Raw genomic sequence first — 24,499 nt, 5'->3', positions numbered from 1 at the left:
CGTTTCAAAAAAACACGATTCTTTCATTATAACATAATTTGCATATAGATGAGGGGATGTAAGGAATGTCATAGTATTGTCATCGGAACAGATCGACACGTGGTTGTTACCGCTCTTTAAAAAGGGCATAATGTTATTTATGAGTCCAAAAACTATTGGAGGCTTCTTACATGAGTTATAATGATCGTCTGATTCAGGCCAGTTTCAAACAGCAGGTGGACCGTGTTCCCGTGTGGTACATGCGTCAGGCTGGGCGTTATGATCCCGAATATCGCAAGATTAAGGAAAAGTATTCTTTGCTCGAAATTTGCCGTCAACCTGAGCTAGCAGCTGAAGTTACACTCATGCCGGTACGTAAACTCGGTGTGGATGCGGCTATTTTGTATTCCGATATTATGAATCCGGTTGCTTCCCTCGGTATAGATTTTGATATTGTTAAAAATATTGGACCTGTTATAGACAATCCAATCCGCACGGCGGCAGATGTGGATCGTTTGCGTCCCATTGATGTTGAAGGAGATCTGTCTCATATTCTGGAGACGATTCGAATTCTGGACAAGGAACTGGATGTACCCCTGATTACGTTTGCCGGTGCACCGTTTACCATTGCCAGCTATTTGATTGAAGGCCGACCTTCCAAAGGGTACATACGGACCAAAACGATGATGTACAGTGAACCGGAAGTGTGGCATAAATTGATGCAAAAACTGGGCGATATGGTGATTACATATGTCCGTGCTCACATTGCGAACGGCGGCAAGGCATTCCAACTGTTCGACAGCTGGGTGGGCGCACTTTCGCCAAACGACTTTAGAACGTATGTGTTGCCGACGATTACTCGTATCTTTACCGAATTATCGGATTTGAATGTACCGAAAATTTATTTCCCGGGTGTGGCTTCTGGTGAATTGCTGCCAACCCTGCATGATCTGCAAGCTGATGTGATTGGGCTGGATTGGAGAGTATCGATCTCCGAGGGACGTAAACGACTGGGCGGAAAATTTGCTGTGCAAGGTAACTTGGACCCTTATGTGCTGACTGCACCGATGGATCTGATCAAGCAGCATGCCAAATTGATTATTGACGAAGGTATCAAGGAGCCAGGGTATATTTTCAATCTGGGGCACGGACTATTTCCTGAAGCGTCTTTGGATAAATTAAGAGAACTCACGGCGTATATTCATGAATATTCCGCTGAAGCATTGAAGACTGGGGTGACGGTTACTAATGACTAATACGGTAGGTGTACTGGTGATGTCGTATGGCACACCTGAGAATATGGAAAGTATCGAAGCGTACTACACACATATCCGGAGAGGACGTCCGCCTGAACCGGAACAACTGAAGGAATTAACCGACCGTTATGAAGCGATCGTTGGGGGTGTATTCCCTCTTCGAGAAAACACGGATAATCAGGTTAAGGCCCTCCAGGAGACGTTAAACAAGGATGACCGTTCCAATGAGGTTGAATTCCGTTGTTATCAAGGGTTGAAGCATGCGTATCCGTTCATTGAGGATGGCGTGGAACAGATGGCGAAGGACGGAATTCAGACTGCAATAGGCATCGTACTGGCACCACATTTCTCCACGATGAGTGTAGGGAGCTACATCAAGCGTGCTCGTGAGAAAGCGGAAGAACTCGGTATCCAGATGTCATTCATTGAGAGTTATCATCTGCATCCGAAATTGATTCAGGCTCTCTCCACACGTGTTAGCGCCAAATTGGATGCTTTTGAGGAAGCGGGGGCCAAGCGCGGGGATGTACGAGTGCTGTTCAGTGCACACAGTCTGCCTGCGCGAATTGTAGATATCGGTGATCCATATCCGCAGCAACTGCTGGAGACTTCGGAAGTCATTGCTTCCCGTTTAGGAATTACGAACTGGCAGTTCACGTGGCAAAGTGCGGGGCGGACGGCGGAGCCGTGGCTGGGCCCTGATATTCTGGACACACTTCAGGATCTTGCTCGTGAACAGGTGGAAGATGTGCTTGTAGCACCGATTGGATTCGTATCGGACCATCTGGAAGTGCTCTATGATCTTGATATTGAAGCTAAAGCGATTGCCAAAGAGATCGACATGCGCCTTATGCGTATCGATTCTCTCAATAGTGACCCACTTTACATGGAAACGTTAAGTGACGTCATTATTAGCAAGTGGCAGCAAGGAACGGATGAGTAATGGAAGACCATAAACGTCGTGTCGTTGTTGTCGGCGGAGGTCTGACCGGCCTAAGCGCGGCATTTTATATTCGGAAGCATTACCGGGAAGCAGGGGTTGAACCTGTCATCACCTTGGTTGAGAAGAGTTCTTCCATGGGTGGCATGATTGAAACGCTGCACCGGGATGGGTTCGTCATTGAGAAGGGACCAGATTCTTTCCTTGCCCGCAAAACGGCGATGATTGATTTGGCTAAAGAGCTGGAAATTGACCATGAACTGGTCAGCCAAAATCCGGAATCCAAAAAAACGTACATCATGCAGCGTGGCAAGCTGCATCCTATGCCGGCAGGACTCATTCTCGGTATTCCGACGGAGTTGAGACCTTTTCTGAGAAGTGGTCTTGTATCTCCGGCAGGCAAGCTGCGCGCATTAATGGATTTTGTCATCCCTCCCCGTCGTACAACAGAGGATGAATCGCTTGGTTATATGATTGAGCGCCGCCTTGGAGCGGAAGTGCTGGAAAACCTGACTGAACCGTTGCTCGCAGGCATCTATGCAGGTGATATGCGGCGATTGAGTCTTCAGGCAACCTTTCCGCAATTCGGTGAAGTGGAGCGGGATTATGGTAGTTTGATCCGAGGAATGATGACGGGCCGCAAACCGACAGAGACCCATACGGGAACGAAGAAAAGTGCTTTTCTGAACTTCCGTCAGGGCTTGCAGAGCCTGGTTCATGCGCTTGTACATGAGTTGCAGGACGTGGATCAACGGCTGAACACTTCCGTGAAATCTCTGGAGGTTCAGACTGGAGATGCGGCCAAGTATAGCATTCAACTGGATAACGGAGAACGTCTTGAAGCAGATGATGTAGTCATTACCGTGCCTACGTATGTTGCATCTGAACTGCTGCAACCACATGTGGATACAGCGGCTCTGGATGCAATCAATTACGTATCGGTAGCGAATGTGGTGCTGGCTTTTGAGAAAAAGGATATCGAACATGTATTTGATGGGTCTGGTTTCCTCGTTCCGCGTAAGGAAGGTCGAAATATTACAGCATGTACTTGGACATCAACCAAGTGGCTGCACACCAGCCCAGATGACAAAGTACTGCTTCGCTGTTATGTTGGCCGTTCCGGAGACGAACAGAATGTGGAGCTCCCGGATGATGCACTAACAGATCTGGTACTCAAGGACTTGCGTGAAACAATGGGCGTTGAGGCCGTTCCGATCTTCTCGGAAATTACTCGGCTCCGCAAATCCATGCCACAGTATCCGGTAGGTCATCTGCAGCAGATTGCAGCACTGCGCGAACAACTTGGCAGCAAATTGCCGGGGGTATACATTGCCGGCGCTGGTTATGAAGGGGTAGGCTTGCCTGACTGTATCAAACAGGCTAAGGAAATGTCAGTTCAAGCTACGCAATTGATTGCTGCAAAGTAATTAACGTATTTGGCTGTCTCGAACGTAGATTTTTTCTACAGGGAGACGGCCTTTTTTGCACCATAAAGCGAAAAGGGGAGAGGTCTGAACTCTTTCAATATTTGCAGTTCCAAGGAATGATGGAAATCCAGAATATGCCTGATATAATATGATAAGGATTGCTGTGAAGAAGAGGAGCTGCCTATGTATCCCCCAAGATCAAAACGAAGTGTACAAAAGAAAAAAGTGAAACGTGCCCGAAAACGCCGGATTTGGATCATTAATCTGGTATTGATTGCTGCAATTGGACTCGTCGGCATCTATTACGCAGTAGGCATGCAGGAGCAGCAAATAGACCCGGCGGTGACAGAAACGGCTGTGAATCAGGAACCTGTGAATGAAGAAAGCCCTCAGGGCGGTGATCAGGTGAATTCACCTGACACGGATTCGGAGGCAAGTAATACCCCGGATGAAGAATCGGAGGATTCTGATAAACAGGTAACTGAAAATTCCGGCGCTACGTCGGGTGAGAAAAAGCCTGATGCTACAGGCTCCGAGGCAAATGGAAAGACGGATACAGGAACGAAAAAACCGACGGATACTCCCGCTTCTTCCGGCTCAAAGGGAAGCGAAGGTGCCGGAACTGGGGCGACACAGCCATCTCATTCGGCGAAGGATGTAACCATTAACTTTGTTGGGGATATTCAGTTTTCCGGCAAAGTGGCTGAATTGTTGGAGAAGAACGGTTATGACTATCCCTTTGCAAAGCTTGGCAACTTGTTCAAGGAAGATGATTTGACCATTGGAAACCTTGAAACTCCCGTAACCCTTGGTGGAACTGGTGCTGTAGACAAAACCTATGTATACAAGTCTTCGCCAAAAGCGCTCGAAGCAATGGCTTCAGCAGGATTTGATGCTGTGAATTTGGCCAACAATCATATTTTGGATCAAGGTGTAGAAGGTTTGGTCGATACGTTAACTTACCTTGAGCAATATGGTATAGCGCATACAGGAGCCGGTATGAACAGGGATGAGGCTTATGCACCTGCATATCTGGAACGCAAAGGCATGAAGATTGCACTGCTTGGATTCAGCCGGGTTGTACCTGAAACAAGCTGGAAAGCGGAAGGGAATCGGGCCGGTGTTGCCGAAGCTTACGATTCTACAGGTGCAGTAAAGGCGATTCAGGAAGCCCGTGAAAAAGCTGATCTGGTTATCGTTGTTGCACATTGGGGAGAGGAACGGGTCAGCACTCCAAATAATGATCAGACTCGACTGTCTCATGAATTTGTAGATGCCGGAGCGGATCTGGTCATAGGTGGGCATCCCCATGTCTTGCAAGGGGTAGAGTACTACAAAGGCAAATGGATTGCATATAGTACAGGCAACTTTATTTTCTCGAAATCAACGACAGAGGAAACGTGGAAAACAGCGGTTTTTCAGGCGAGCTGTAGTAAGGATGCCAAATGCAGCATGAAGGTTATCCCTTATGAAGCGGGGTTGGGTCAGGCCATTCCGATGGTGGATCAAGCCAACAAATTGTTACTGGAGCAGATGGCCCAACTCTCGCCAGGTATTCGTTTTGATGCGAACGGATTCGCATCGCCAAATTAAGATGCATTTTTTTGAGGAGGGGATGGAATGAACAACCTTTGTGTAGCGCACCGTGGATTTTCGTCCATTGCACCAGAAAATACGATGGCTGCATTTCTGCTTGCCATGGAACAGCCAGAGGTTCAGTGGATGGAACTGGATGTACAGTTATCACGTGATGGTGTGCCGGTTGTTATTCATGATTTTACGTTAAATCGGACCACGAACGGTGAAGGCTTCGTACGAGAGACGGACTGGGCGGATATACAGCAGCTTGATGCGGGATCATGGAAAGGAAAAGCCTATAAAGGGGAACGTGTTCCTGCGCTTAGTGAAGTGCTGGACCGCACCTGTGGCAAAGTGAGATTGAATATCGAATTGAAAACGCAAGGTAATATGTATCCCGGTCTGCCGGCAGCGGTTATTCATGAGGTGAGGAAGAGACATATGCAGCATGATGTGGTCATCACTTCGTTTGAACCTGCGGCTCTGGTTGAAGTGAAGAAACTGGCCCCTGAGTTCAAAACAGGTTTGATTATTGATGCACGGCCAGGGGATCTGGCAGCAGTGCTGCGGCAGATGAATTGCAGTTTTCTTTCCATCGGGTACACCAATGTGGACAAATCGCTGATGCGTGAGATGCGTATGGAAGGCATTCAGGTAATGGCTTGGACAGTGGACGACAAAATCATCATGAAGCGGCTTGCGGCGATTGATCCGGAGCTGATGTTATGTACAAACCGGCCTGATGTGTGGGAACAGGCTTTTCAGGAAACGAGCAGCCGATTTTTCAGACCATAAACTCCAATTTTTTGAATAGCGAAAATATGATATGTACTTATATAATAAAAAGATGAACATGATCCATATACGCTAATGAATCCGATAAAGGTGGTCGTAAACCCATGCTGACAAACATTCGAAATGTATACTGTGTAGGACGAAATTATAAACTTCATGCAGAAGAATTGGGTAACGCGGTTCCGGATGAACCGATGATCTTTATGAAGCCTACCCATGCGGTTGTGGCCTTGAATAGTGAAACGCTGCAATTGCCTGCGACAAAGGGCGAAGTTCATTATGAGGCTGAACTAGTAATCCAAATCGGGCGCAGTTATGAGCCGGGTATGGCAGTGGATGAATTGGTTGACTCGTATGCGTTTGGCATTGATTTTACATTACGTGACGTACAGACGGTTATTAAAAAAAAGGGCCATCCGTGGACAGCGGCCAAAGGGTTCAAGAACTCGGCTCCGGTTACTGCATTCCAGCCATTTCCGGGGGCCCAGGCTCTACTTGAGAAAGACTTTACGCTCACCAAGAACGGTGCCGAGGTTCAACGTGGCAATATTCGTAACATGATCTTCAGTCTACAGGACATTGTGGATTATGTAGGTCATCATTACGGCCTGGGACCTGGAGATGTCATCTTTACAGGTACACCAGAAGGGGTTGGACCAACGGCAGCAGGAGATGTGCTTGAACTGGCCTGGGACGGAGAACCTTTGGGTAAATGCACGATTGCAGCAGCAGTTCAGTAAGTATCATGCATCATCAATCTGCTTACTTAGAGTAAATATGAAACAGATAAAAGGGGCGCTTCGACGCTCCTTTTTGCCATGCCCTCATTCTCTGCCATAGCACATGGGAGACTTTTCATTTACGCCAAGTTGTATGCTGTATTGGCACTCTCCGTGACCAACTCCTCCAGTTCACTGCTTTGCACTGCGTGTTGCTCCGCGCTAATACTTCCACTTGCAAGTCGTTGATCTAATTGCTCCTTGAGATGCCTTATTTGCAATGCGACAACCTCGTTGAAATCACCATCATTTTCATCTGCAATCATCCTCAGCGATTTACCCGCGTAGAGATCCTGAGCTAAGTCATCTTCCGATTGTTGATTCAGAGCACTCAACAACTCATCTCCGCTCTCGTCTTTGGTATCGATGTTAACGATGGACCATTTCGTCAAAGGTATAGGGGATATCGCTGATCTGCCCCAGGCTGTTCCGGCGAAGGACATGGTAACAATCATTGTTCCGACAATGATTACGCGCTTCATATTCATATGTGTTATCCTCATTTCTATGGTTAAGTACGAACTGAATCGTAGCTGGTTTGATGTAACGCTCTGAGGATAGTGTAACCGGGAAAGCTGAAGTGAAACTTAAAACCGGATAAGTTATCTAAATATGAGGGACATCTGGCTACGAAAAAACAAATTTAAATTCACACTTGACAGGTTGGGTTAGTGGGTTATATGATGAACTCAATTATTTTAACACTAATTAAATGAACAGTGAAATAATTTGAACTGAAGCGAGCTGATTGGACCACCAAAGGCTCCCGGGACTACTCCACTATGGAATGTCCACGGGAGCCTTTTTTTCGTATTTGCTGTCGTTTCAGTTAGACAGGGAGGATGAAATGAGCAATAACGACTGGGAAGCGTTGGAGAAGACAGATTGGTTGTTTCGTAAAATGGTCAGACGATTCGTGAAAGAACGAGATCGCATATCGGTAGAGGGGGTCAGTTTACCGGGTATGCTCATCCTGCACAAAATCATTCGTGAAGGGGAACAGCGGTTGGGGGATTTGGCCGAACAACTGGATTTCACTTCAGGTGCCATCACAGCTTTAACAGACAAGTTGGAGAAAAAGGGACTTACGATCCGCAGACGCAAGGAAGATGACCGTCGGACGGTTTTGCTCGACATTACTGCAAGTGGACGGGAGATGTTTGCGCGGAACAGCAATATCGGTGCCCGATGTATCACGCTTCTGTTTGAGGGCTTTACGACGGAGGAACTGGAGCAGCAAAGCCAATTTTATGAGCGAGTGATAGCGAATCTGGAGGGGTTCTCGGATACGCTGCTGGAATTGGCAGAGAACAACGGGAAGCAGGGACCCGATCCGTCCATCAAAAGTGACCCTGAACAGAAGCAGAGGGAGAATACCGGAAAGAGCAATTATCTCAGTTATTAACGTTTGATCCGATGTGAAAACAAACAAACCAAGGGAGAGATGATCAATGGGGCATTCAACAATTTATCCAACCGGGGCAACCGTATATAACCCTGATAAGGCTTGGGGCGGTTATACCGTCTATCAGGCAGGCGAGGAAGGTGTTGTACTGATTGATATGAATGGTAAGGAGGTTCACCTGTGGAAGGGGCTGCTGGGCTTTCCGGCCAAAGTTTTCCCCGGTGGCTTCGTATTGGGAAGCACGGGGCGAAGAGATCCGAAGTTTGGTATCCAGGACAACGTCGATTTGGTTCAGGTGGATTGGGAAGGCAATATTGTATGGAAATACAACAGCTACGAACACATTGAAGATCCAGGATATGAACCATTGTGGTACGCACGTCAGCACCATGATTTCCAACGTGAAGGCAATCCTGTCGGATATTACGCCCCCGGGCTTGCACCAAAGACACAGAGCGGGAAGACTTTGATTCTTGCTCATAAAAATGTGAACAACCCGTCCATTTCGGATAAGCCTTTGCTCGATGATGCGATTATAGAAGTGGATTGGGAGGGCAATGTATTATGGGAATGGCTGCCGAACGAGCACTTTGAGGAACTTGGATTCGATGAGGCCGCCCGTAATGTTCTGTTCCGTGACCCGAACACACGCTCATTTGGACATCTCGGTGGTGGGGTGGGGGATTGGCTACATATTAATTCAGCTTCTTATGTTGGTCCAAACCATTTCTATGAACATGGAGACGAGCGGTTCCATCCCGACAATATTATCTGGGATGCCAGAGAAGCAAATATTATCGCAATAACCGACAGACAGAGTGGAAAGATCGTATGGAGACTAGGGCCGGATTACTCTTTGCCTGAAGTGAAGCATATTGGCACCATTATTGGACAGCACCATGCACATATCATTCCCAAAGGTTTGCCTGGAGAGGGGAATCTGCTGGTATTCGACAATGGCGGCTGGGCCGGTTATGGCCTGCCCAATCCGGCTTCTCCATACGGCTTGAAACACGCCGTTCGCGATCATTCACGCGTACTGGAGATCAATCCGGTGACCCTGGAGATCGTTTGGCAATATACATCCGCAGAAGCCGGATTTTCCGTTCCGACAGATTCCTATAAATTTTATAGTCCGTATATCAGCTCCGCTCAGCGCTTGCCTAATGGAAACACGCTAATTACGGAAGGTTCCAATGGCAGACTGTTCGAGGTTACATCCGAGTATGAGCTAGTGTGGGAATATGTATCCCCTTATAAGGATGGACGGAACACCAATATGGTCTATCGTTCGTATCGCGTGCCTTATCACTGGGTACCACAGCTGGAGAAGCCGCAAGAGGTTGCTATTGAAGCCATTGATGTTTCCGCCTACAGAGTGCCGGGAGCAGCGCCCAAAGGTTCTTCATCCGTTGTAAGTGTTGAAGTAACACTGCCGTTTGTTGAAGGTGCAGCCTGTGTGGCAACGTCAGGTGAAGGCAAGTAAGGTGGCGAAGAGCGATGAACAATGATTAGAACGAATGGGGTGCATATTGTGAGAAAACCATCCACCTTAACTGGTGCGTTATTAATGCTCTTATCCATGTTATTGATATTATCGGGATGTTCTGCAAACGAATCGGTATCCGAAGCAAAGGGTGCCTCCGGCACAGAGGCCCAAAAAGTGAAAGTCCGGATCGCAGATACAAGTACGAACCCAACATTCAGGGTAGCCATTGCCAAAGGTTTCTTTGCAAACCACGGCATTGATGCAGAGAGCATTACGTTTGGTTCGCCAGCGGAAGGTGTAAATGCACTGTTTATCAAGCAGGTGGATATTGCGTACGGAGCTGACTTTCCTGTATTGAATGCTTTGGCAAAAGGGGATTACTCTGTCATTGCTTCCGCAGGTCAGGCTACGAATGAAGCGGCAGCTGCGTGGAAGTTGTATGCCAAGAATGATATACAGAGTGGAGCCGATCTGAAAGGTAAAAAAGTAAGTTTCATCCGCGGTACGTTTATTCCTTATCTGTGGTATGAATATTTGAAGGACCAGGGACTGGAACTAACTGATGTAACCCAGGTGGGTCAGGGAGCATTTGACGAAGCCTACATTGCACTAAAGCAGGGTGATCTAGATGCAACCTGGGTCATTGGTTCCGCCTTGACTGATAAATTCGATGCGCTTGAAGGCGTGCATCAGCTCACCGATATGTCCCAAACCCCTGTACGTCTTGGAATGGGACTCGTAGCAAGCAATGAATTCATCCAGGGGAACCCTGAGACGGTGAGTGGTTTTCTCGCGGCGCTGAATGAAGCCTCCGTGTATGCCCAGGCACATCCTGAAGAGGTTGCAGACCTGATGTATAAGGAAACCAAGCAGCCTAAGGAGGCCACATTGAAGGATCTGCCAATCAATCCATGGGAAGTTGGATTTACCCAGGCAGCTTATGACAGTCTGGCAGGGCAGAAGCAATATATGATGGATAACGGGATCATCGAACACGATTTCGATCTCGATAACAAACTGAACCTGGAGCTCCTGAAGCAGGCACTGCCAGATAAAGTGACTTATAGCAAATAACTCGCAAATTGCATTGGAGGTGTTCTCATGTCCTTACCTGCAGATCAGCATACGATTCGTATTGAGCAGCTTCGTAAAACATACAATGCCCCCACCCATGGGGATGTACACTATATTATCAAGGATGTCGATCTGGTCATCAAGGGAGGGGAATTCTTTGTCCTGCTTGGTCCCAGCGGATGTGGCAAGTCCACGCTTCTAAATATGATTGCAGGCTTTATCTCTAAGTCGGGCGGTCAGCTCAAGGTGGATAATAAGGAGATTGATAGGCCAGGCAAGGATCGGGCCGTGGTATTCCAGCAGGCGGATTCTTCTCTTTTCCCGTGGCTTACCGTAAGGGAGAATGTGGAGTTTGGACTTCGGATGTCCAAGGTGCCAAAATCTCAGCGGCGTACGATATCAGACCGATACATCGAGCTTGTTGGACTGGGTAGTCATGAAGCCAAATTTCCGAAGGAGCTGTCAGGTGGCATGAAGCAGCGGGTGCAATTGGCCCGGGTGCTAGCCAACGATTCGGCCATCCTGTTGATGGATGAACCCTTTGGAGCATTGGATGCAATGACTCGGCGTACGATGCAGAAAGAGCTGGTCAATATTTGGCAGGAAACCCACAAGACCGTTATTTTTGTCACTCATGATATTCAGGAGGCGCTCTTGCTGGGTCAGCGGATAGGAATTATGTCAGTAGGGCCTTCTTCCAAGATAACGGATATTTACGACAATACTCTGTCTTATCCAAGGAACATTGCCTCCTCTGAGTTCAACACGCTATATGATCAGATTCAAAGCCATTTTGAAGAATAATTGAGGTGATAGCAAGATGAGATGGTTGGAGAAGAAGTGGGTGTCTATCCCTCTATTGTGGGTGACGGTTATTCTGATTTGGCAGCTTGGAGCCATGCTCTATGGACCCGACGTGATTCCCGGTCCTTGGGATACGATTCTTGGTGCTCGCGAACTGATTGCTGACGGTACACTGATGCAGTATATCGGAATTAGCTTTACACGTGTGCTTGCAGGTTGGGTACTTGGCAGTGTGATAGCGATCCCGGTAGGGCTGATTATCGGCAAGGTTCATATGATCCGGCTGTTTGCCGAACCTTTCCTTAATTTTATCCGCTTTATTCCGCCGATTGCATTCATTACTCTATTCCTGGTCTGGTTCGGAATCGGGGAGCAATCGAAGATTGCACTCATCATGTATGCAACGTTCTTCATCGTTGTGTTAAACACGCTGACAGGTGTACTCTCCATTGAAGAAGACAAGGTCCGGTCAGCCCGCAGTATGGGAGCCAACGAATGGCAGATTTTGCTGCATGTCGTTGTTCCGGCGACGACTCCGTATATCTTCACGGGGGTACGACTGGCAATGGGCACTTCCTATATGGCTATTATCGGCGCAGAGATGATTGCTGCGAATGAAGGCGTGGGTTATCTGATCTGGAATTCCCGATTATTCTTTCGCACAGATTGGATCTTTGTCGGCCTGATTTCTCTGGGCTTTATGGGCTTCCTCACCGATCGGTTGTTCAATTGGTTTGGTCGCAGCGTGCTCTACCGTTATGGTGTAATTGGTGGGACGAAGCGGGTCTGAACTGGAACTTGAGGTGATGTAATCCTCGAATTCTTGGTCAAACGGAAGAAGGATCACTCATCTCAGTTTTATCGCAATATCATAGACCTGATTTGGTAGCTTTCAAAGCTGCTGAATCAGGTTTTTTGTATGCGGGGCTAGGGAGTTTCGGCATTGGGATCAAACCGTGGTATAATTGAATTTCAAAAATATAAAACGTCATGTGGGCCATGGATGCTGCCACATGCAGGAGAACTTATGGACTGGATTATTGGCGCCGTATGCGCTTTTATTGTGGCGGGTGCTGCCTACGCGAAGAAGTCGCTAACCCTGTCCGGCTGCCTCGCGGCTGTGATCATGGGTACGATATATTACGGAGCGGGCAACCTGTTCTGGTTTGGAACACTGCTGTTGTTTTTTATTACCTCAACGCTGTTCTCCAAATTTCGCAAGGATCGCAAGCAGGAGCTTGAGAAATCGTATGCCAAGACGGGTAATCGTGATGCTGGACAGGTTATGGCTAACGGTGGAATCGGCATGTTTCTTGTTCTGGGGAACTGGGTCCTCCCACACCCAGCCTGGATGTATGCTTTTATCGGTGTCATGGCTACAGTTACTTCAGATACATGGGCAACCGAGTGGGGAAGTCTCAGCCGTAAGCCACCACGCTCTGTCGTGACGTGGAAGGTGCTGACTCCAGGTACCTCTGGAGGTGTTTCATTACTTGGGACACTAGCTGCTGCCATAGGCGGAGCTCTAATTGGGGCAGGAGCGTTCTTCTTTTCCTCGATTGCCGGGATCGAAGGCTTGAGTCTGCTTAGCTGGACGTGTGTCGGCCTTATCGGCGGATTGGCTGGAGCTTTTGCCGATTCCTATCTGGGCGCAACGGTTCAGTATATGTATCGTTGTACTGTGTGCGGCCGTGAGGTCGAGGTAAGTGAGCATTGTGGACACAAAACCGTTCGATCGCGTGGCTGGTCTTGGATGAGTAATGATCTGGTAAACGTGCTCAGTTCATTGATCGGCGGATGTTTGGCGATCGGTTTGGGTATCATTTTGGCGTCGTAGGGAGGGAGTGCGTTTGAGCACTGTGCAAGGAGACAAATCGGAGGCTATTCTGGATGCAGCTTACGGTATTTTCGGTTCAAAAGGATTCTATGAGACGAAAATGTCCGATATTGCGGACGAAGCGGGCATCGCGAAAGGCACCATTTATTTATATTTTAAAAATAAGGAACAATTATTTGTTGCTGTATCCAAGCGTGACTGCGACAATTTTATCAGTCGCCTGGTTTATGCGTTAAACTCACATCAGAGTACGGGGGATAAGCTCGGTGCGATAGCCAAGACTCACCTGACGTATTATTATGAGCGTCGCAATCATACCAAGATGTTTTTCATGGCACCCAATAATGATCCGGATCTGATGAAATTCATGAAGGCATTTATGAATGAATATATGAGCATGGTGCGTGAGGTGTTAGAGAATGCTGGCGTACCTGAGCCTGTGCTGCTTGCAGAAGCTTATATCGGGATTCTCGATCGGCTAAAGATGGATATTATGCTGAATCCAGAGTTTAACGAGGAACATCTGAACAAACGAATTGCCTTTGCAGCAGCTCTGTTTCTGGACGGATGTCGTTCCTTTTTGCAAGTATAGCGTGAGTGAGCGTAGTTGCATTGCATCTTAAGTGCAGCTTCATATTGAATTTATTTTACAGAGAAGTAGGTTACGACCAATGAACATAATGACGGTAGAGCAAGTTGCGAAAAGCTATGGCGAGAAAATATTGTTTAAAGACGCCTCATTCGGTATGGGCGATCAGGACAAGATTGGTGTCGTTGGTGTCAATGGAACCGGGAAGTCCACATTCTTGCGTGTCATTGCAGGTATGGAGCCAGCGGATGAGGGACAGATCTCGATTGGTAATGACGTGCGTATACAGTTCCTGGCACAGAATCCGCAGTTTAACCCGGATAATACGGTCTTGCAACAAGTATTCGAGGGCGACAGCCCGGAGATGAAAACGGTACGTGAGTATACAGAAACAATGGAGCTACTGGAACTTAATCCTTCCGATCCGGCGCTGCAAGAGCGTTTGCTGCGCTTGAACCAGGAGATGGAGCAGCTTCAGGTCTGGCAGATGGAAAGTGAAGCGAAGAGCATTCTGTCCAAACTGGGCATTCGTCAATTCGATGCGCTGATGGGTACGTTGTCTGGTGGACAGCGCAAACGGGTAGCGCTTGCCTCTGCACTGATTCATCCCTGCGAACTGCTCATTCTGGATGAGCCTACGAACCATATTGATAATGATTCCGTAGTTTGGCTGGAACAGTATTTGCAAAAACGACGCGGCGCCCTGCTCATGATCACGCATGATCGGTATTTCCTGGATCGTGTAGCAAATGTGATGCTGGAGCTGGATCATGGACGTTTATTCCGATATGAGGCCAACTATACTCGCTTCCTGGAACTGAAGGCTGAGCGTGAAGAGCGTGAATCCGCATCTGAACAAAAGCGGCAAAATCTGCTGCGTACGGAGCTCGCCTGGATTCGTCGCGGTGCAAAAGCACGGACCACGAAACAAAAAGCGAGAATTGATCGTTTCGAAGAGTTAAAGGATCAACAAGGACCAAATCGGTCAGGCTCTTTGGAGGTATCGGTAGGTTCCACTCGTTTGGGTAAAAAAATACTGGAGATCGAGCATCTGTGCAAATCGGCAGATGGCCGCAAATTGATTGAAGATCTCAGTTACATTGCGGTACCTGGTGACCGGGTAGGTATTGTCGGTCCGAATGGCAGTGGTAAATCAACCTTACTGCAAATGATCTCCGGCAAGCTTGAACCTGATGCCGGGGAGGTTGTTGTGGGCCCGACGGTTAATCTGGGCTACTTCACTCAGGAGCATCAGGAGATGAATGAATCTCTGCGGGTTATTGAGTACATCAAGGAAGTGGCTGAGAATGTGAAAACGGCCGATGGATCTCTCATTACTGCAGCTCAGATGCTGGAACGTTTCCTCTTCACCCCTGCGTCACAGTGGACACCAATCTCCCGTCTGTCTGGCGGAGAAAAGCGTCGTCTATACCTGCTGCGTGTACTGATGGCTGCACCGAATGTTCTGCTACTGGATGAGCCGACAAACGACCTGGACATTCAGACACTCGCTGTACTCGAAGATTACCTGGATGATTTCCCGGGTGTTGTATTTGTCGTATCCCATGACCGGTACTTCCTGGATCGGACGGTGGATAAAGTACTGTCTTTTGAAGGTGGCGGTGCTGTGCGTGTACATGTCGGGGACTATAGTGAATATGCAGAATGGATGCTGAAAAATGCCCCTGGATCTTCTCAGGAAAGTGCGACGGGAACAGCAGCTAAAGTGAAACCGGCTACGGTGGAAAGTAAACCTGCTGCCTCGGCGGCGAAACCTAAGCTGAAGTTCAGCTTCAAGGAACAGCGTGAATATGACCAGATTGATGAGAATATCGAGAAGGCTGAAGCCAATCTCGCCCGAATTAATAAAGAGATGGAAGAATCGTTCAGCGATTCAGCTCGTCTGCAGGAGTTAATGGCAGAGCAGGCGGAGGCGGAGCGTCATTTGGATGAACTGATGGAACGCTGGACCGTTCTGAATGAGCTTGCGGAACAGATTGAAAACAGCAAGTCTTAAAGTATATTTTATTGAATCGTCCTCTCTTCAAAAGCGACTTGCAGTTGTCTTTTGGGGGAGGGCGATTTTTTTTGAATTGATGTAAATGAATTTATATGAAACGTTAACCATATTCAAACCGTTTATTAAATAAAGAATTCCATAGAAGGGGGAGAACTCCACATCCATGTACAGAGAACTGAATGAACAATTGGCAGTGATCAAGGAAAAGGGAAGAATGTACGAGAAATGGAATGATCGGCTGGAGACGCTGAATCAGGAGGAAGCGGAATGGAAAACGAAAGTACAGCAGCGTCTGGAGCACCTACAGAAGGAACAAAACGATGTTGATCGACTCAACAGCATGACTTTATCAGCATTCTTTTATCATTTAATCGGCAAAAAAGAGGATCGACTGGAGAAAGAAGAACTGGAGTTGATGGAAAGTAAGGCAGAGTACGATACAGCAAGCCAGATGTTAACGGATATCCAGGAGCAGCGTTCGCGTGTGCAACAGGAGCTGGACGGACAGCGGCAATATCAATTCTGGCAAAGTGATTACAAGGTGTTATGGGGCAAAAAGGAAAACGATCTGCTGGAGAAAGATGCAGAATTGCAGCAAATGGCTGAGGATCGGGAACATCTCTCAGGAGAGCTTCAGGAGCTGAATGAGGCGGATCGAGAGGGGCAGTATCTGCTCGATGCACTTGAACGCGCTGAAAAGGCTTTGTCCTCTGCGGGAAATTGGGGAGTATACGACATGATGGGTGGGGGTATGATCTCGACTCATATTAAGCGCAGCAGAATGGATGATGCTCAGGTTGCCATTATGGATGCCGGAAGACGTCTTCGCCGATTTCAGAAGGAGCTAGAGGATGTGAAGATGGCTGTAAACACGGAATTACACCTTGGAGGCCTGCTTTCATTCGCAGACTATTTCTTCGATAATCTCTTTGTAGACTGGATGGTTCAAGACAAAATTCGCAAAGCAGAAACACAGGTGAAGGATGGACTGAGTGCAGTGCGAAGCACGATGCGTGTACTGAAGAATCAGATTCGGGAGCACAAGGTGATGTTGGAACTTCTGGAACGTAGGTATTGCGAACATATTGAACGAGCGAATTAAGCCATCTCAAAGAAGAAGGACACTTCCAGCTTGCCTCTAAACGGAGAAGCTGAAGTGTCCTTTTTTATATGATATAGGTGAATTATAGATGATCCATGTCGGCATGCTCAACAAGATCGAGATCACAACTCTGATCATTTATTCAAATGCTGTATTGCCATTCTACTTGTCCATGTGTGTGTTCACAATTTACTTGGTTGTAATATATGCAGCGAGCAGTCTCGCTGTATTCAGGACAGCGTCTTTATGCGTGCGTTCCATGGAGTGAGAAGCGTGAACGCCCGGCCCAATCAATGCAGCGCGAATGTTATTTCCTCCACGTAATGCTGCACTGCCATCGGAGCCGTATTGTGGATAAATATCAACGACATAATCAAGACTTGCTTGTTTGGCCAGTTCAATCAGCCGAGTGGTCATATCGTAGTCATATGGTCCGGACGAATCCTTGGCACAGATGGATACATCCGTCTCTTTGCAGCTAAGGTCGTCACCCATTGCGCCCATGTCTACAGCAATCAATTCGCTGATTTCGGCAGGAATATAAGAAGCTCCGTGTCCAACTTCTTCGTAGTTCGAGATAAGTAGCGAAACGTTATGTATTGGTTTCCAGTTTTCTCGATGTGCAGATTCCAGTATACCGAACAAGGCAGCTACGCTGGCTTTATCATCAAGGTGACGCGATTTGATATATCCGCTGGGGGTAATGACCGCACGGGCATCGAAGGAAATAAAGTCCCCTACAGAGATACCCAATGCTAGAACATCTTCCTTGGAAGAGACCACTTCATCAATACGCACTTCCATATGGCTCTCGCTTCTCTCAAACGTGCGTGCATCTGGATAGACGTGTACAGATGGGTGCAGGGAGAGGATGGTGCCTGTATAGGTCTTTCCATCACGTGTGTGGATGTTGCAATACTCATTCTCGATACTGTTCATGGTAAACCCACCGACAGAAGTGAGCTTCAGTGTGCCGTAGGAAGTGATGGAACGCACCATGGCTCCCAATGTATCCACATGTGCGCTCAGTCCGATCGTTCTGGAAGAATCCTGCCCAGGCAATGTGAGCACAGCTCCGCCTTTGTTGTTCAATTCAAAAGCGATATTAAGTGATTCAGCTTCCTTGCGGATCATCTCAATAATATCGTGGGTATAGCCACTAGGGCTGGGAGTATCGAGTAACTTTTTCAGAAAAGATAGGACATAGGATTCGTCAATGGTAAAACTCATATAGAAATTTCCTCCTCGTTAATAAATATGCAGAAAGTTGTTCTAAAAAGAGAATACAGCCTGTCTGGCAGAATGTACAATTCCATTCTCGATAGCCAGCAGGCTGCCTCTGATGTGTTACAGCGTACCCGAAGGATTTCCTTTTCGTTGACTCTGAATGGAATCGGACTCCACAGAAGCGTTGTCCGAATCGGTCGTTCCGAATGTATCCATCGATTTAAACGAATCCAGAGAGGAGGAAGAGCTGCTTGCTGCGGAGCTTTCCAATTCGGATACACGCAGCTTCAATTGCTTGTTCTCGCGTTGCAGTCGATATTGGCGGAAGATGCCATAAGACCCTACAATGATTCCACCGATTAGGGTGCAGCCAAGAATGAGCAGAATCAGCGGGATTTGAACCGTGTTAAATAGCAGGTTGACTTGAACGGAATCCACATTAATGACCGCAAAAATTCCGGTAAGTAATGCAAAAACGAGACCTGCGATGAGTGCCCATTGCATTTTCATGGTGGTGCCTCCTTGTTGAACAATTCAGAACTATGTAAGCAATTACCCTAATTCATGGAGCTTGCATCTTGCTTGATTATAAAATCCCTTGCCCATTTGGGCAAGGGATCAGGTCACATGGACGAGAAAGCAACCTTATTTCGTTAGTTGTTCCATTTGCTCAATCAGTTCCTTGAACACACTCATAGCTTCGCGAATCGGCTCTGGCGTAGACATATCCACTCCTGCTTTTTTCAGGATGTTGATGGAATAGTCACTGCCACCGCTCTTGAGGAATCCAAGATAACGGTCCACGGCAGGTTGGCCTTCTTCCAGAATTTGCTTGGAGAAACTGGTCGCTGCTGAGAAGCCGGTCGCATATTTGTACACGTAGAAGCTGTTATAGAAGTGGGGAATTCGAGCCCATTCCATCTCAATATCTTTGTCCACAACCATGCTGTTTCCATGGTATTTGACGTTAAGGTCATAATAAATTTCCGAAAGCAACTGAGGTGTAAGAGCTTCACCCTGTTCAGCACGCTCGTGAATAATTTTTTCGAATTCTGCAAACATGGTTTGACGGAATACGGTGGTACGGAACTGATCTGCATAATACGTCAGCAAGTACAGCTTTTCCTTCGGATCCGTCGATTTATTGAGCAGATAATCCATCAACAAGGCTTCATTCGTTGTTGATGCAACCTCAGCCAGGAAAATGGTGTACTGTGCATCACGATACGGAAGTGTAGTGTCTGAATAGTGGGAATGTAGTGCGTGGCCCATTTCATGTGCCAATGTAAACATGCTATTCAGGTTATCTTTGTGATTCAACAAGACGTAAGGGTGGGTGCCGTAGGCTCCCCAACTGTATGCGCCTGAACGTTTATTCTCATTTTCGTATACATCAATCCAGCGATCATCATAGCCGGCCTGTAATGCGTCTGCATAATCCTTGCCAAGCGGCTTCAAGCCATCTTTAACCGTTTGTTTTGCTTCCTCGTAGGTAATGTCCATTTTGTATTCATCCACCAATGGGGCGAAAAGGTCATACATATGCAACTTATCTACGCCGAGCAATTTTTTGCGAAGGTCCATATAACGGTGTAACAGCGGAAGGCTCTCATGAATCGTATCCACAAGATTGGTATAGACATCCTTCGGAATGTTGTCGCCGTAAAGGGACATTTCCATGACGGAAGGGTATTTCCGAACATCGGCATAAAACATGTTTTTAGTTACGTTAGCGTTCAGAGCTGCAGCAATGGTGTTCTTTTGCTTAGCATAGGTTTCATACACCGCTTTGAAGGCACGTTCGCGAACTTCCCGATTCGGATTTTCCAAGAACTGAATATAGCTGCCATGAGTCAGTTCCACTTCGTTTCCATGCTCATCCTTGATTTTCGGGAACTTGAGATCTGCGTTGTTCAACATGCTAAAGATGGTCTGTGGTGCCTGGGACAGGTTACCCACCTGTGCGAGCAATGCTTCCTCGGCTTGGCTCAGTACATGAGCCTTTTCACGTTTCATCTCTTCCAATGTGAACTTATAGGCAGAGAGTTTCTCGTTGGAGATGAGGGCATCCAACTGATCATCCGGAAGGGACAAGATTTCGGGTGTAACATAAGATAGTGCTTCACCAACCTGCACGCTTAACTTTTGTGCTTTTTGGGACAGGTTTTGATATGTAGGGTTAGCTGTGTCTTCATCTTGATGCATCCGTGCATACACAAAGAGGCGTTCGGTTTTGAGACTGATCTCATCTTCGAGTTCAAAACAGCTTTTGAGTGTCTCAGGTTTGTTCAGTTTGCCCTTGAATTCGGAGGCTTTCTTGGTCAAAGACGATACTTCTTCATATTCCTGATCCCAAGCTTTCTGATCGGCAAATAGATCTTCCAGTTTCCATGTTTGTTCAGTAGGTACCTCGGAACGTTTCAATAGTTGACTCATGGGAATCCTCCTTTGATGAAGTGAAGAATATATAGACGAAGCTGCCTTCGTCCCACTCGCTTGTGCGGAGAGAGACGAAGGAATCAGACTAAGTACCAGCAGAATGAACAGCGATTTGCGGTATTTCAACGGCCTTCCTCCTCACTATACGAATAATCCCGTATAGTATGACCTGAGGGGCATTGAAATATTTGAAGAAGCTAGGCTCCCATATTGACCAAAAAGTAAACGATCAGGAAAAATGCGAAACAAATCAGCAGGGTGGCAATCAGAGCCATGCCCCGTCTTAAACGATCCGGGATGGAGTTGCGTCCCAGAATCAGCACGATTCCTAGGGAAAAAGCAAGAATAATAAAGATGACAACATTGCTTGAGTCAAGCTGCATGGGCTAGACCCCTTTGAAGGCAGCCATCAGTTGACGCCATTCGTCCTCGCGGTTCTCAAAATCTTCTTTTGGGAAGCGACGTTCAGCCCAGTGCATCAACGCAGGACGGCTGAGGAATGTATGGCATTCTTCTCCCCATTCTTCCGAGATTTCACGAAGCACCAGATATTTGCCTTGAACTTCTACGGTCATCATATTCCACTTGTCTGTTTTGTATATTTCATGTTTTTTTATCATAGGTAGTCTCCAAACTAACGGTTTTGGTAAAATGATACCGTACCCTTGGATTCAAAGCAAATTTTTTCGACTTTTATGGAAAAGATAAATTGCAATGTAGAAGGTCATACAGTATAATAAGGGTATTCGCCATAGATGGCGATATTTTTAGGAGGTTGTTCATTTGAAAGGTACAGTTAAATGGTTTAACGCAGAAAAAGGCTATGGCTTTATTTCAGTTGAAGGCGGCGAGGACGTATTCGTACATTTCTCCGCAATCCAAGGCGACGGCTTTAAAACATTGGAAGAAGGTCAAGCGGTAGAATTCGAAATTACTGATGGAAACCGTGGTCCTCAAGCAGCTAACGTAAACAAATTGTAAGAATATTTCCGGTTAAACGGATTTCTTATAAATGATTGGCTTCTAGCTGAATATATGAACCCAAGCGCAGTCCCCCCCATGGGAGGCTGTGCTTTTTTTGATATGTTTTGATATGTTGAGATCCATAAGGGAAATCCTTGTTGGATGCTTATGTGCGGCTAGTCATGCTTGACCAAAGCTTCATGGAAAATCCAACAAGTGCGGCCAGGGAAAACGCCATCGCAGTGAGATAGAAGGTGTTTCTGTTGGTATGCTCCAGCAGCAATCCTCCCAGTGTTCCGCTGAGCAGACCGGAAGCGCTGGACCACACAATGGTGAACAGGGCCATACCAGTGGCGCGATAGCCATCCGGAACAAGGCGGGTAATATAACGGACTGCAGTCACGTAGAAGATGCCAAAGGTCACGCTATGCATCGTCTGAATAGCAACGACTGCCGCGGGTGTATCTGAGATGGACATCAGAAATAAGCGAATCGTATACATCAGTGCAGCGATCGTGAGCAAAGGAAGTTCTTTGTAGCGATTGCCGTATCTGCTTAGCAGCAAAAACACTGGAATCTCACTGACCGAAGAGATCAACAGGGACCAGCCGATCAGCCCTTCACTGGCACCTAGATCTTTCAGCGTAATGGTAAGAAAGGCTTCATTCATCCGGTGACCCAGAGCGAGCAGGAAAACGCAACCGAAAAAGGTGAGGACATCCCTTCGTTTCAAGATGGACCACAGACCCGAAAGATCCATTTTAGTGCTGCTGCCCGAAGGCTGCTCTTTTAATCGAAAACCGATCAGAAGAGTAGTCGCGGCCAGGGCGATACATACCCACATCGTCCATCCCGGTCCGAAAGATCCGAGAAAATATCCAATGCTTAACGCAAAGAACGCATATCCGATCGAGCCAAATACACGAATGGAAGTGAAATTACGTCCATACTTGCTCGCGGTTGTAATCGCCATCGTATCGGAAAGTGGATAAACCGGGTAGTAGAAAAAGTAAAACAGGGCCACCAGTACAAACACCTGACCAAAGGTTGTGGCATTGGCAAGCATGACACCTGTGATCAGTTGCCCGGCAAGCAAGATGATCATCACTTTGCGTACAGTTTTGTAGCGGTCACTGGCCATACTCCAGAACATGTTGGAGAATACGGAGACGAGAGGACCGATTCCGTAGAGGTAACCGATTTCGGCCCGACTGAATCCCAGATGACTGAAGTAAAGCTGGAAATACGATACCACCAGTACAGTGGAACCGAAGATGGTGAACATAAGTGCCCGCAGCCAGTTTTGATCTGGCCGGGCGGTATGACTTGATTTCATGATGAAAGCTCCATTCTTGATTACAGTTCAAATTTATTATCCCTTGAGGGAAGATGATTTTCCGGATGAGGGTACAGACATGGTAGGTTCCTTCTGTGTACGCCGGATGACAAGCCAGACAATGACAAGCTCGGCAAGCAGTCCGAGGGATTGAGCCACTGCACCGATCATGCCGTTCCACGCAGGGAATATGCTGACCAGAATGAGCAGGACGATCACCGTACATATGGCATTGGCCGTCTGGGAGCGGAACATCGTTTTGGTCTGTCCGCGCAGCAGAATCAAACCATTGCTGAAGTCGAGAAAAGGTGAAATCAGCGGAAACAGTACAAACGCACGCAGCGTCCACAAACTTTGCTGTAGCAGATTGCCCTGAACGCTCATTACATTTTCCAATACCCACGGTCCAATCGGGGTGTAAGCAATCGATACGGTCATGGCAAAAGGAACAAATCCGGTGACCAGTGCGAACTTCTTCACCAATTTTGCATCAACAAGATAGAAATTCAGCACGATTTGGTGGATGTATGTAAAAAAGCTTAGCATCAGCTGCATTAGGCTACTCGCAACGGCAAAGGAAGAGATGGCCAGGGCAATCCCGGTCGTTTTGCCAAGTACGATATTAATAACGGGTCCGATAAACAGGGCCACGAAACTGGATAATAACAGCGGCTTGTAAAAGCGAAAGACGTCTGCCTTGTTTTCAACAGGATGATCCTCCAACTTGGCTGGCATCTTGCGTTTGATGCTGTTACCTTCAAGAAAACTGACCAAAGCCTCAATCATCATACCCGCGGCGAAAATGATAGCGCCTACACGTCCACTGTCAATGCTGTCTGTATATATGAAATACAAGGACAGGCCATACATGCCGGCAAGACGGAATAACATGCCGATCGTCAGCCATTTTGTACGGTTATTCGTAATAATGATGCCCTGATAGATATTGCGGATGACCGAAAAGATGCTGACATACATGAGAATCTCGTAGACGTCGATCACTTTGGATAACAGATCCGGGCTTACGCCGAACAGATATTTGAATACACCTGTACCAATGGGAGAATATACGATGAGAAATCCGATCAGAAGTACACAAGCGAGAAATATTTTGGTCACAAACGTGAGGGCCTGAAAGGAAAGGCGGTCCCGAACCAGCGCTGAACAGGTTTGACGCAGCAGGGTTGAAGGGCGCTCGGTGAGAGTTAGCAGGCTACCGGCGATAGCGTAGCTGGCAATGACCGTCTCGGGATGAGCGGAACGTGCGAGTGTGCTGTTAATGATCACGTGCGAGATGGTAACGAGAGAGGCGGATATGCCAAGCGGCACAAAAAATGCAAATAACCGTCTCCACGAAAGTGGTTCACTTGACGTCATGTCAACGACTCCTTTGATGGATGAAATATGCCTAGTATATTTCATAAACTTGATTGCACTCTATGAAATACCTTATGGAATAG

At 47.2% G+C, this 24,499-nt stretch carries 24 protein-coding genes; 16 read left to right on the top strand and 8 right to left on the bottom strand.

Annotated features, from left to right (window positions below; all coding sequences use genetic code 11):
* The first annotated feature begins 170 nt into the window (after nt 1–170).
* The 6 genes from hemE to A6049_RS12190 all read left to right on the top strand — a co-directional run bounded on the left by hemE (nt 171) and on the right by A6049_RS12190 (nt 6,715).
* Nucleotides 171–1,235, top strand: coding sequence for a uroporphyrinogen decarboxylase (gene hemE / locus A6049_RS12215; RefSeq protein ID WP_063564891.1), 1,065 nt, complete (start codon nt 171–173; stop codon nt 1,233–1,235).
* Nucleotides 1,228–2,178: a ferrochelatase gene (hemH, locus tag A6049_RS12210; RefSeq protein WP_063564890.1), complete on the top strand. Its 951-nt coding sequence runs from the start codon at nt 1,228–1,230 to the stop codon at nt 2,176–2,178. Before hemE ends, hemH begins: the two co-directional genes overlap by 8 nt.
* On the top strand, nt 2,178–3,602 hold the full coding sequence (gene hemY / locus A6049_RS12205) for a protoporphyrinogen oxidase (RefSeq protein WP_063564889.1): 1,425 nt from the start codon (nt 2,178–2,180) through the stop codon (nt 3,600–3,602). Before hemH ends, hemY begins: the two co-directional genes overlap by 1 nt.
* A gap of 183 nt (nt 3,603–3,785) precedes the next feature.
* Nucleotides 3,786–5,195 carry a CapA family protein gene (locus A6049_RS12200; protein WP_063564888.1) on the top strand — a complete coding sequence of 470 codons (1,410 nt, stop codon included), beginning with the start codon at nt 3,786–3,788 and terminating at the stop codon, nt 5,193–5,195.
* A gap of 27 nt (nt 5,196–5,222) precedes the next feature.
* Nucleotides 5,223–5,975: a glycerophosphodiester phosphodiesterase gene (locus tag A6049_RS12195; protein ID WP_063564887.1), complete on the top strand. Its 753-nt coding sequence runs from the start codon at nt 5,223–5,225 to the stop codon at nt 5,973–5,975.
* Nucleotides 5,976–6,079: 104 nt separating this feature from the next.
* Entirely contained in the window at nt 6,080–6,715 is a 636-nt protein-coding gene (locus A6049_RS12190; RefSeq protein ID WP_063564886.1) for a fumarylacetoacetate hydrolase family protein, read from the top strand.
* 119 nt (nt 6,716–6,834) lie between these two features.
* On the opposite strand, the gene A6049_RS12185 is transcribed toward A6049_RS12190, so the two are convergent.
* Entirely contained in the window at nt 6,835–7,242 is a 408-nt protein-coding gene (locus tag A6049_RS12185; RefSeq protein ID WP_063564885.1) for a hypothetical protein, read from the bottom strand.
* A 359-nt stretch (nt 7,243–7,601) separates the two neighbouring features.
* On the opposite strand from A6049_RS12185, the gene A6049_RS12180 reads away from it, so the two are divergent.
* The 9 genes from A6049_RS12180 to A6049_RS12140 all read left to right on the top strand — a co-directional run bounded on the left by A6049_RS12180 (nt 7,602) and on the right by A6049_RS12140 (nt 17,074).
* Nucleotides 7,602–8,159, top strand: coding sequence for a MarR family winged helix-turn-helix transcriptional regulator (locus A6049_RS12180; protein WP_063564884.1), 558 nt, complete (start codon nt 7,602–7,604; stop codon nt 8,157–8,159).
* 46 nt (nt 8,160–8,205) lie between these two features.
* Nucleotides 8,206–9,645, top strand: a complete 1,440-nt coding sequence (locus tag A6049_RS12175) for an aryl-sulfate sulfotransferase (protein WP_063564883.1) — start codon at nt 8,206–8,208, stop codon at nt 9,643–9,645.
* 21 nt (nt 9,646–9,666) lie between these two features.
* The gene (locus tag A6049_RS12170; protein WP_095206065.1) at nt 9,667–10,722 is read left to right on the top strand and encodes an ABC transporter substrate-binding protein; all 1,056 of its coding nucleotides are present in this window, start codon (nt 9,667–9,669) and stop codon (nt 10,720–10,722) included.
* A gap of 27 nt (nt 10,723–10,749) precedes the next feature.
* Nucleotides 10,750–11,526 carry an ABC transporter ATP-binding protein gene (locus A6049_RS12165; RefSeq protein WP_063564882.1) on the top strand — a complete coding sequence of 259 codons (777 nt, stop codon included), beginning with the start codon at nt 10,750–10,752 and terminating at the stop codon, nt 11,524–11,526.
* A gap of 16 nt (nt 11,527–11,542) precedes the next feature.
* The gene (locus A6049_RS12160; RefSeq protein WP_063564881.1) at nt 11,543–12,316 is read left to right on the top strand and encodes an ABC transporter permease; all 774 of its coding nucleotides are present in this window, start codon (nt 11,543–11,545) and stop codon (nt 12,314–12,316) included.
* Between the two features lie 237 nt (nt 12,317–12,553).
* A complete protein-coding gene (locus A6049_RS12155) occupies nt 12,554–13,363 on the top strand; it encodes a DUF92 domain-containing protein (RefSeq protein ID WP_063564953.1) in 810 nt (269 codons plus the stop codon).
* Between the two features lie 13 nt (nt 13,364–13,376).
* Nucleotides 13,377–13,955: a TetR/AcrR family transcriptional regulator gene (locus A6049_RS12150; RefSeq protein ID WP_063564880.1), complete on the top strand. Its 579-nt coding sequence runs from the start codon at nt 13,377–13,379 to the stop codon at nt 13,953–13,955.
* A gap of 79 nt (nt 13,956–14,034) precedes the next feature.
* Nucleotides 14,035–15,969 (top strand): ABC-F family ATP-binding cassette domain-containing protein, encoded by a 1,935-nt coding sequence (locus tag A6049_RS12145; protein ID WP_063564879.1) that lies wholly within the window; start codon nt 14,035–14,037, stop codon nt 15,967–15,969.
* 166 nt (nt 15,970–16,135) lie between these two features.
* Nucleotides 16,136–17,074: a hypothetical protein gene (locus A6049_RS12140; RefSeq protein WP_063564878.1), complete on the top strand. Its 939-nt coding sequence runs from the start codon at nt 16,136–16,138 to the stop codon at nt 17,072–17,074.
* Nucleotides 17,075–17,263: 189 nt separating this feature from the next.
* Here A6049_RS12140 and A6049_RS12135 read toward each other — a convergent pair whose 3' ends face one another.
* The 5 genes from A6049_RS12135 to A6049_RS12115 form a co-directional block, all read right to left on the bottom strand.
* Nucleotides 17,264–18,304 (bottom strand): M42 family metallopeptidase, encoded by a 1,041-nt coding sequence (locus A6049_RS12135; protein ID WP_063564877.1) that lies wholly within the window; start codon nt 18,302–18,304, stop codon nt 17,264–17,266.
* Between the two features lie 117 nt (nt 18,305–18,421).
* Complete coding sequence (locus A6049_RS12130; RefSeq protein WP_063564876.1) at nt 18,422–18,811, bottom strand: LapA family protein; 390 nt, start codon at nt 18,809–18,811, stop codon at nt 18,422–18,424.
* A gap of 135 nt (nt 18,812–18,946) precedes the next feature.
* Complete coding sequence (gene pepF / locus A6049_RS12125; RefSeq protein ID WP_063564875.1) at nt 18,947–20,737, bottom strand: oligoendopeptidase F; 1,791 nt, start codon at nt 20,735–20,737, stop codon at nt 18,947–18,949.
* Between the two features lie 200 nt (nt 20,738–20,937).
* Nucleotides 20,938–21,123: a hypothetical protein gene (locus A6049_RS12120; RefSeq protein WP_024629224.1), complete on the bottom strand. Its 186-nt coding sequence runs from the start codon at nt 21,121–21,123 to the stop codon at nt 20,938–20,940.
* A gap of 3 nt (nt 21,124–21,126) precedes the next feature.
* Nucleotides 21,127–21,360 carry a hypothetical protein gene (locus tag A6049_RS12115; RefSeq protein WP_024629225.1) on the bottom strand — a complete coding sequence of 78 codons (234 nt, stop codon included), beginning with the start codon at nt 21,358–21,360 and terminating at the stop codon, nt 21,127–21,129.
* Between the two features lie 163 nt (nt 21,361–21,523).
* On the opposite strand from A6049_RS12115, the gene A6049_RS12110 reads away from it, so the two are divergent.
* On the top strand, nt 21,524–21,721 hold the full coding sequence (locus A6049_RS12110; protein WP_017689394.1) for a cold shock domain-containing protein: 198 nt from the start codon (nt 21,524–21,526) through the stop codon (nt 21,719–21,721).
* A 148-nt stretch (nt 21,722–21,869) separates the two neighbouring features.
* Here A6049_RS12110 and A6049_RS12105 read toward each other — a convergent pair whose 3' ends face one another.
* Both A6049_RS12105 and A6049_RS12100 read right to left on the bottom strand, forming a co-directional pair.
* Nucleotides 21,870–23,039: an MFS transporter gene (locus tag A6049_RS12105; RefSeq protein ID WP_063564874.1), complete on the bottom strand. Its 1,170-nt coding sequence runs from the start codon at nt 23,037–23,039 to the stop codon at nt 21,870–21,872.
* Nucleotides 23,040–23,075: 36 nt separating this feature from the next.
* Nucleotides 23,076–24,416 (bottom strand): hypothetical protein, encoded by a 1,341-nt coding sequence (locus A6049_RS12100; RefSeq protein ID WP_063564873.1) that lies wholly within the window; start codon nt 24,414–24,416, stop codon nt 23,076–23,078.
* Between the last annotated feature and the right edge of the window lie 83 nt (nt 24,417–24,499).

This window comes from Paenibacillus sp. O199 (genome assembly GCF_001636635.1).
Lineage (GTDB): Bacteria > Bacillota > Bacilli > Paenibacillales > Paenibacillaceae > Paenibacillus > Paenibacillus marchantiae.
Note: the sequence above shows the minus strand (reverse complement) of the source record. Positions and strands in the feature narration are given on the sequence as shown.

Coding starts and splice junctions, on each gene's coding strand:
- hemE (WP_063564891.1), top strand. CDS start 171: ATGAGTTATAATGATCGTCTGATTCAGGCCAGTTTCAAACAGCAGGTG.
- hemH (WP_063564890.1), top strand. CDS start 1,228: ATGACTAATACGGTAGGTGTACTGGTGATGTCGTATGGCACACCTGAG.
- hemY (WP_063564889.1), top strand. CDS start 2,178: ATGGAAGACCATAAACGTCGTGTCGTTGTTGTCGGCGGAGGTCTGACC.
- A6049_RS12200 (WP_063564888.1), top strand. CDS start 3,786: ATGTATCCCCCAAGATCAAAACGAAGTGTACAAAAGAAAAAAGTGAAA.
- A6049_RS12195 (WP_063564887.1), top strand. CDS start 5,223: ATGAACAACCTTTGTGTAGCGCACCGTGGATTTTCGTCCATTGCACCA.
- A6049_RS12190 (WP_063564886.1), top strand. CDS start 6,080: ATGCTGACAAACATTCGAAATGTATACTGTGTAGGACGAAATTATAAA.
- A6049_RS12185 (WP_063564885.1), bottom strand. CDS start 7,242: ATGAATATGAAGCGCGTAATCATTGTCGGAACAATGATTGTTACCATG.
- A6049_RS12180 (WP_063564884.1), top strand. CDS start 7,602: ATGAGCAATAACGACTGGGAAGCGTTGGAGAAGACAGATTGGTTGTTT.
- A6049_RS12175 (WP_063564883.1), top strand. CDS start 8,206: ATGGGGCATTCAACAATTTATCCAACCGGGGCAACCGTATATAACCCT.
- A6049_RS12170 (WP_095206065.1), top strand. CDS start 9,667: ATGATTAGAACGAATGGGGTGCATATTGTGAGAAAACCATCCACCTTA.
- A6049_RS12165 (WP_063564882.1), top strand. CDS start 10,750: ATGTCCTTACCTGCAGATCAGCATACGATTCGTATTGAGCAGCTTCGT.
- A6049_RS12160 (WP_063564881.1), top strand. CDS start 11,543: ATGAGATGGTTGGAGAAGAAGTGGGTGTCTATCCCTCTATTGTGGGTG.
- A6049_RS12155 (WP_063564953.1), top strand. CDS start 12,554: ATGGACTGGATTATTGGCGCCGTATGCGCTTTTATTGTGGCGGGTGCT.
- A6049_RS12145 (WP_063564879.1), top strand. CDS start 14,035: ATGAACATAATGACGGTAGAGCAAGTTGCGAAAAGCTATGGCGAGAAA.
- A6049_RS12140 (WP_063564878.1), top strand. CDS start 16,136: ATGTACAGAGAACTGAATGAACAATTGGCAGTGATCAAGGAAAAGGGA.
- A6049_RS12135 (WP_063564877.1), bottom strand. CDS start 18,304: ATGAGTTTTACCATTGACGAATCCTATGTCCTATCTTTTCTGAAAAAG.
- A6049_RS12130 (WP_063564876.1), bottom strand. CDS start 18,811: ATGAAAATGCAATGGGCACTCATCGCAGGTCTCGTTTTTGCATTACTT.
- pepF (WP_063564875.1), bottom strand. CDS start 20,737: ATGAGTCAACTATTGAAACGTTCCGAGGTACCTACTGAACAAACATGG.
- A6049_RS12120 (WP_024629224.1), bottom strand. CDS start 21,123: ATGCAGCTTGACTCAAGCAATGTTGTCATCTTTATTATTCTTGCTTTT.
- A6049_RS12115 (WP_024629225.1), bottom strand. CDS start 21,360: ATGATAAAAAAACATGAAATATACAAAACAGACAAGTGGAATATGATG.
- A6049_RS12105 (WP_063564874.1), bottom strand. CDS start 23,039: ATGAAATCAAGTCATACCGCCCGGCCAGATCAAAACTGGCTGCGGGCA.
- A6049_RS12100 (WP_063564873.1), bottom strand. CDS start 24,416: ATGACGTCAAGTGAACCACTTTCGTGGAGACGGTTATTTGCATTTTTT.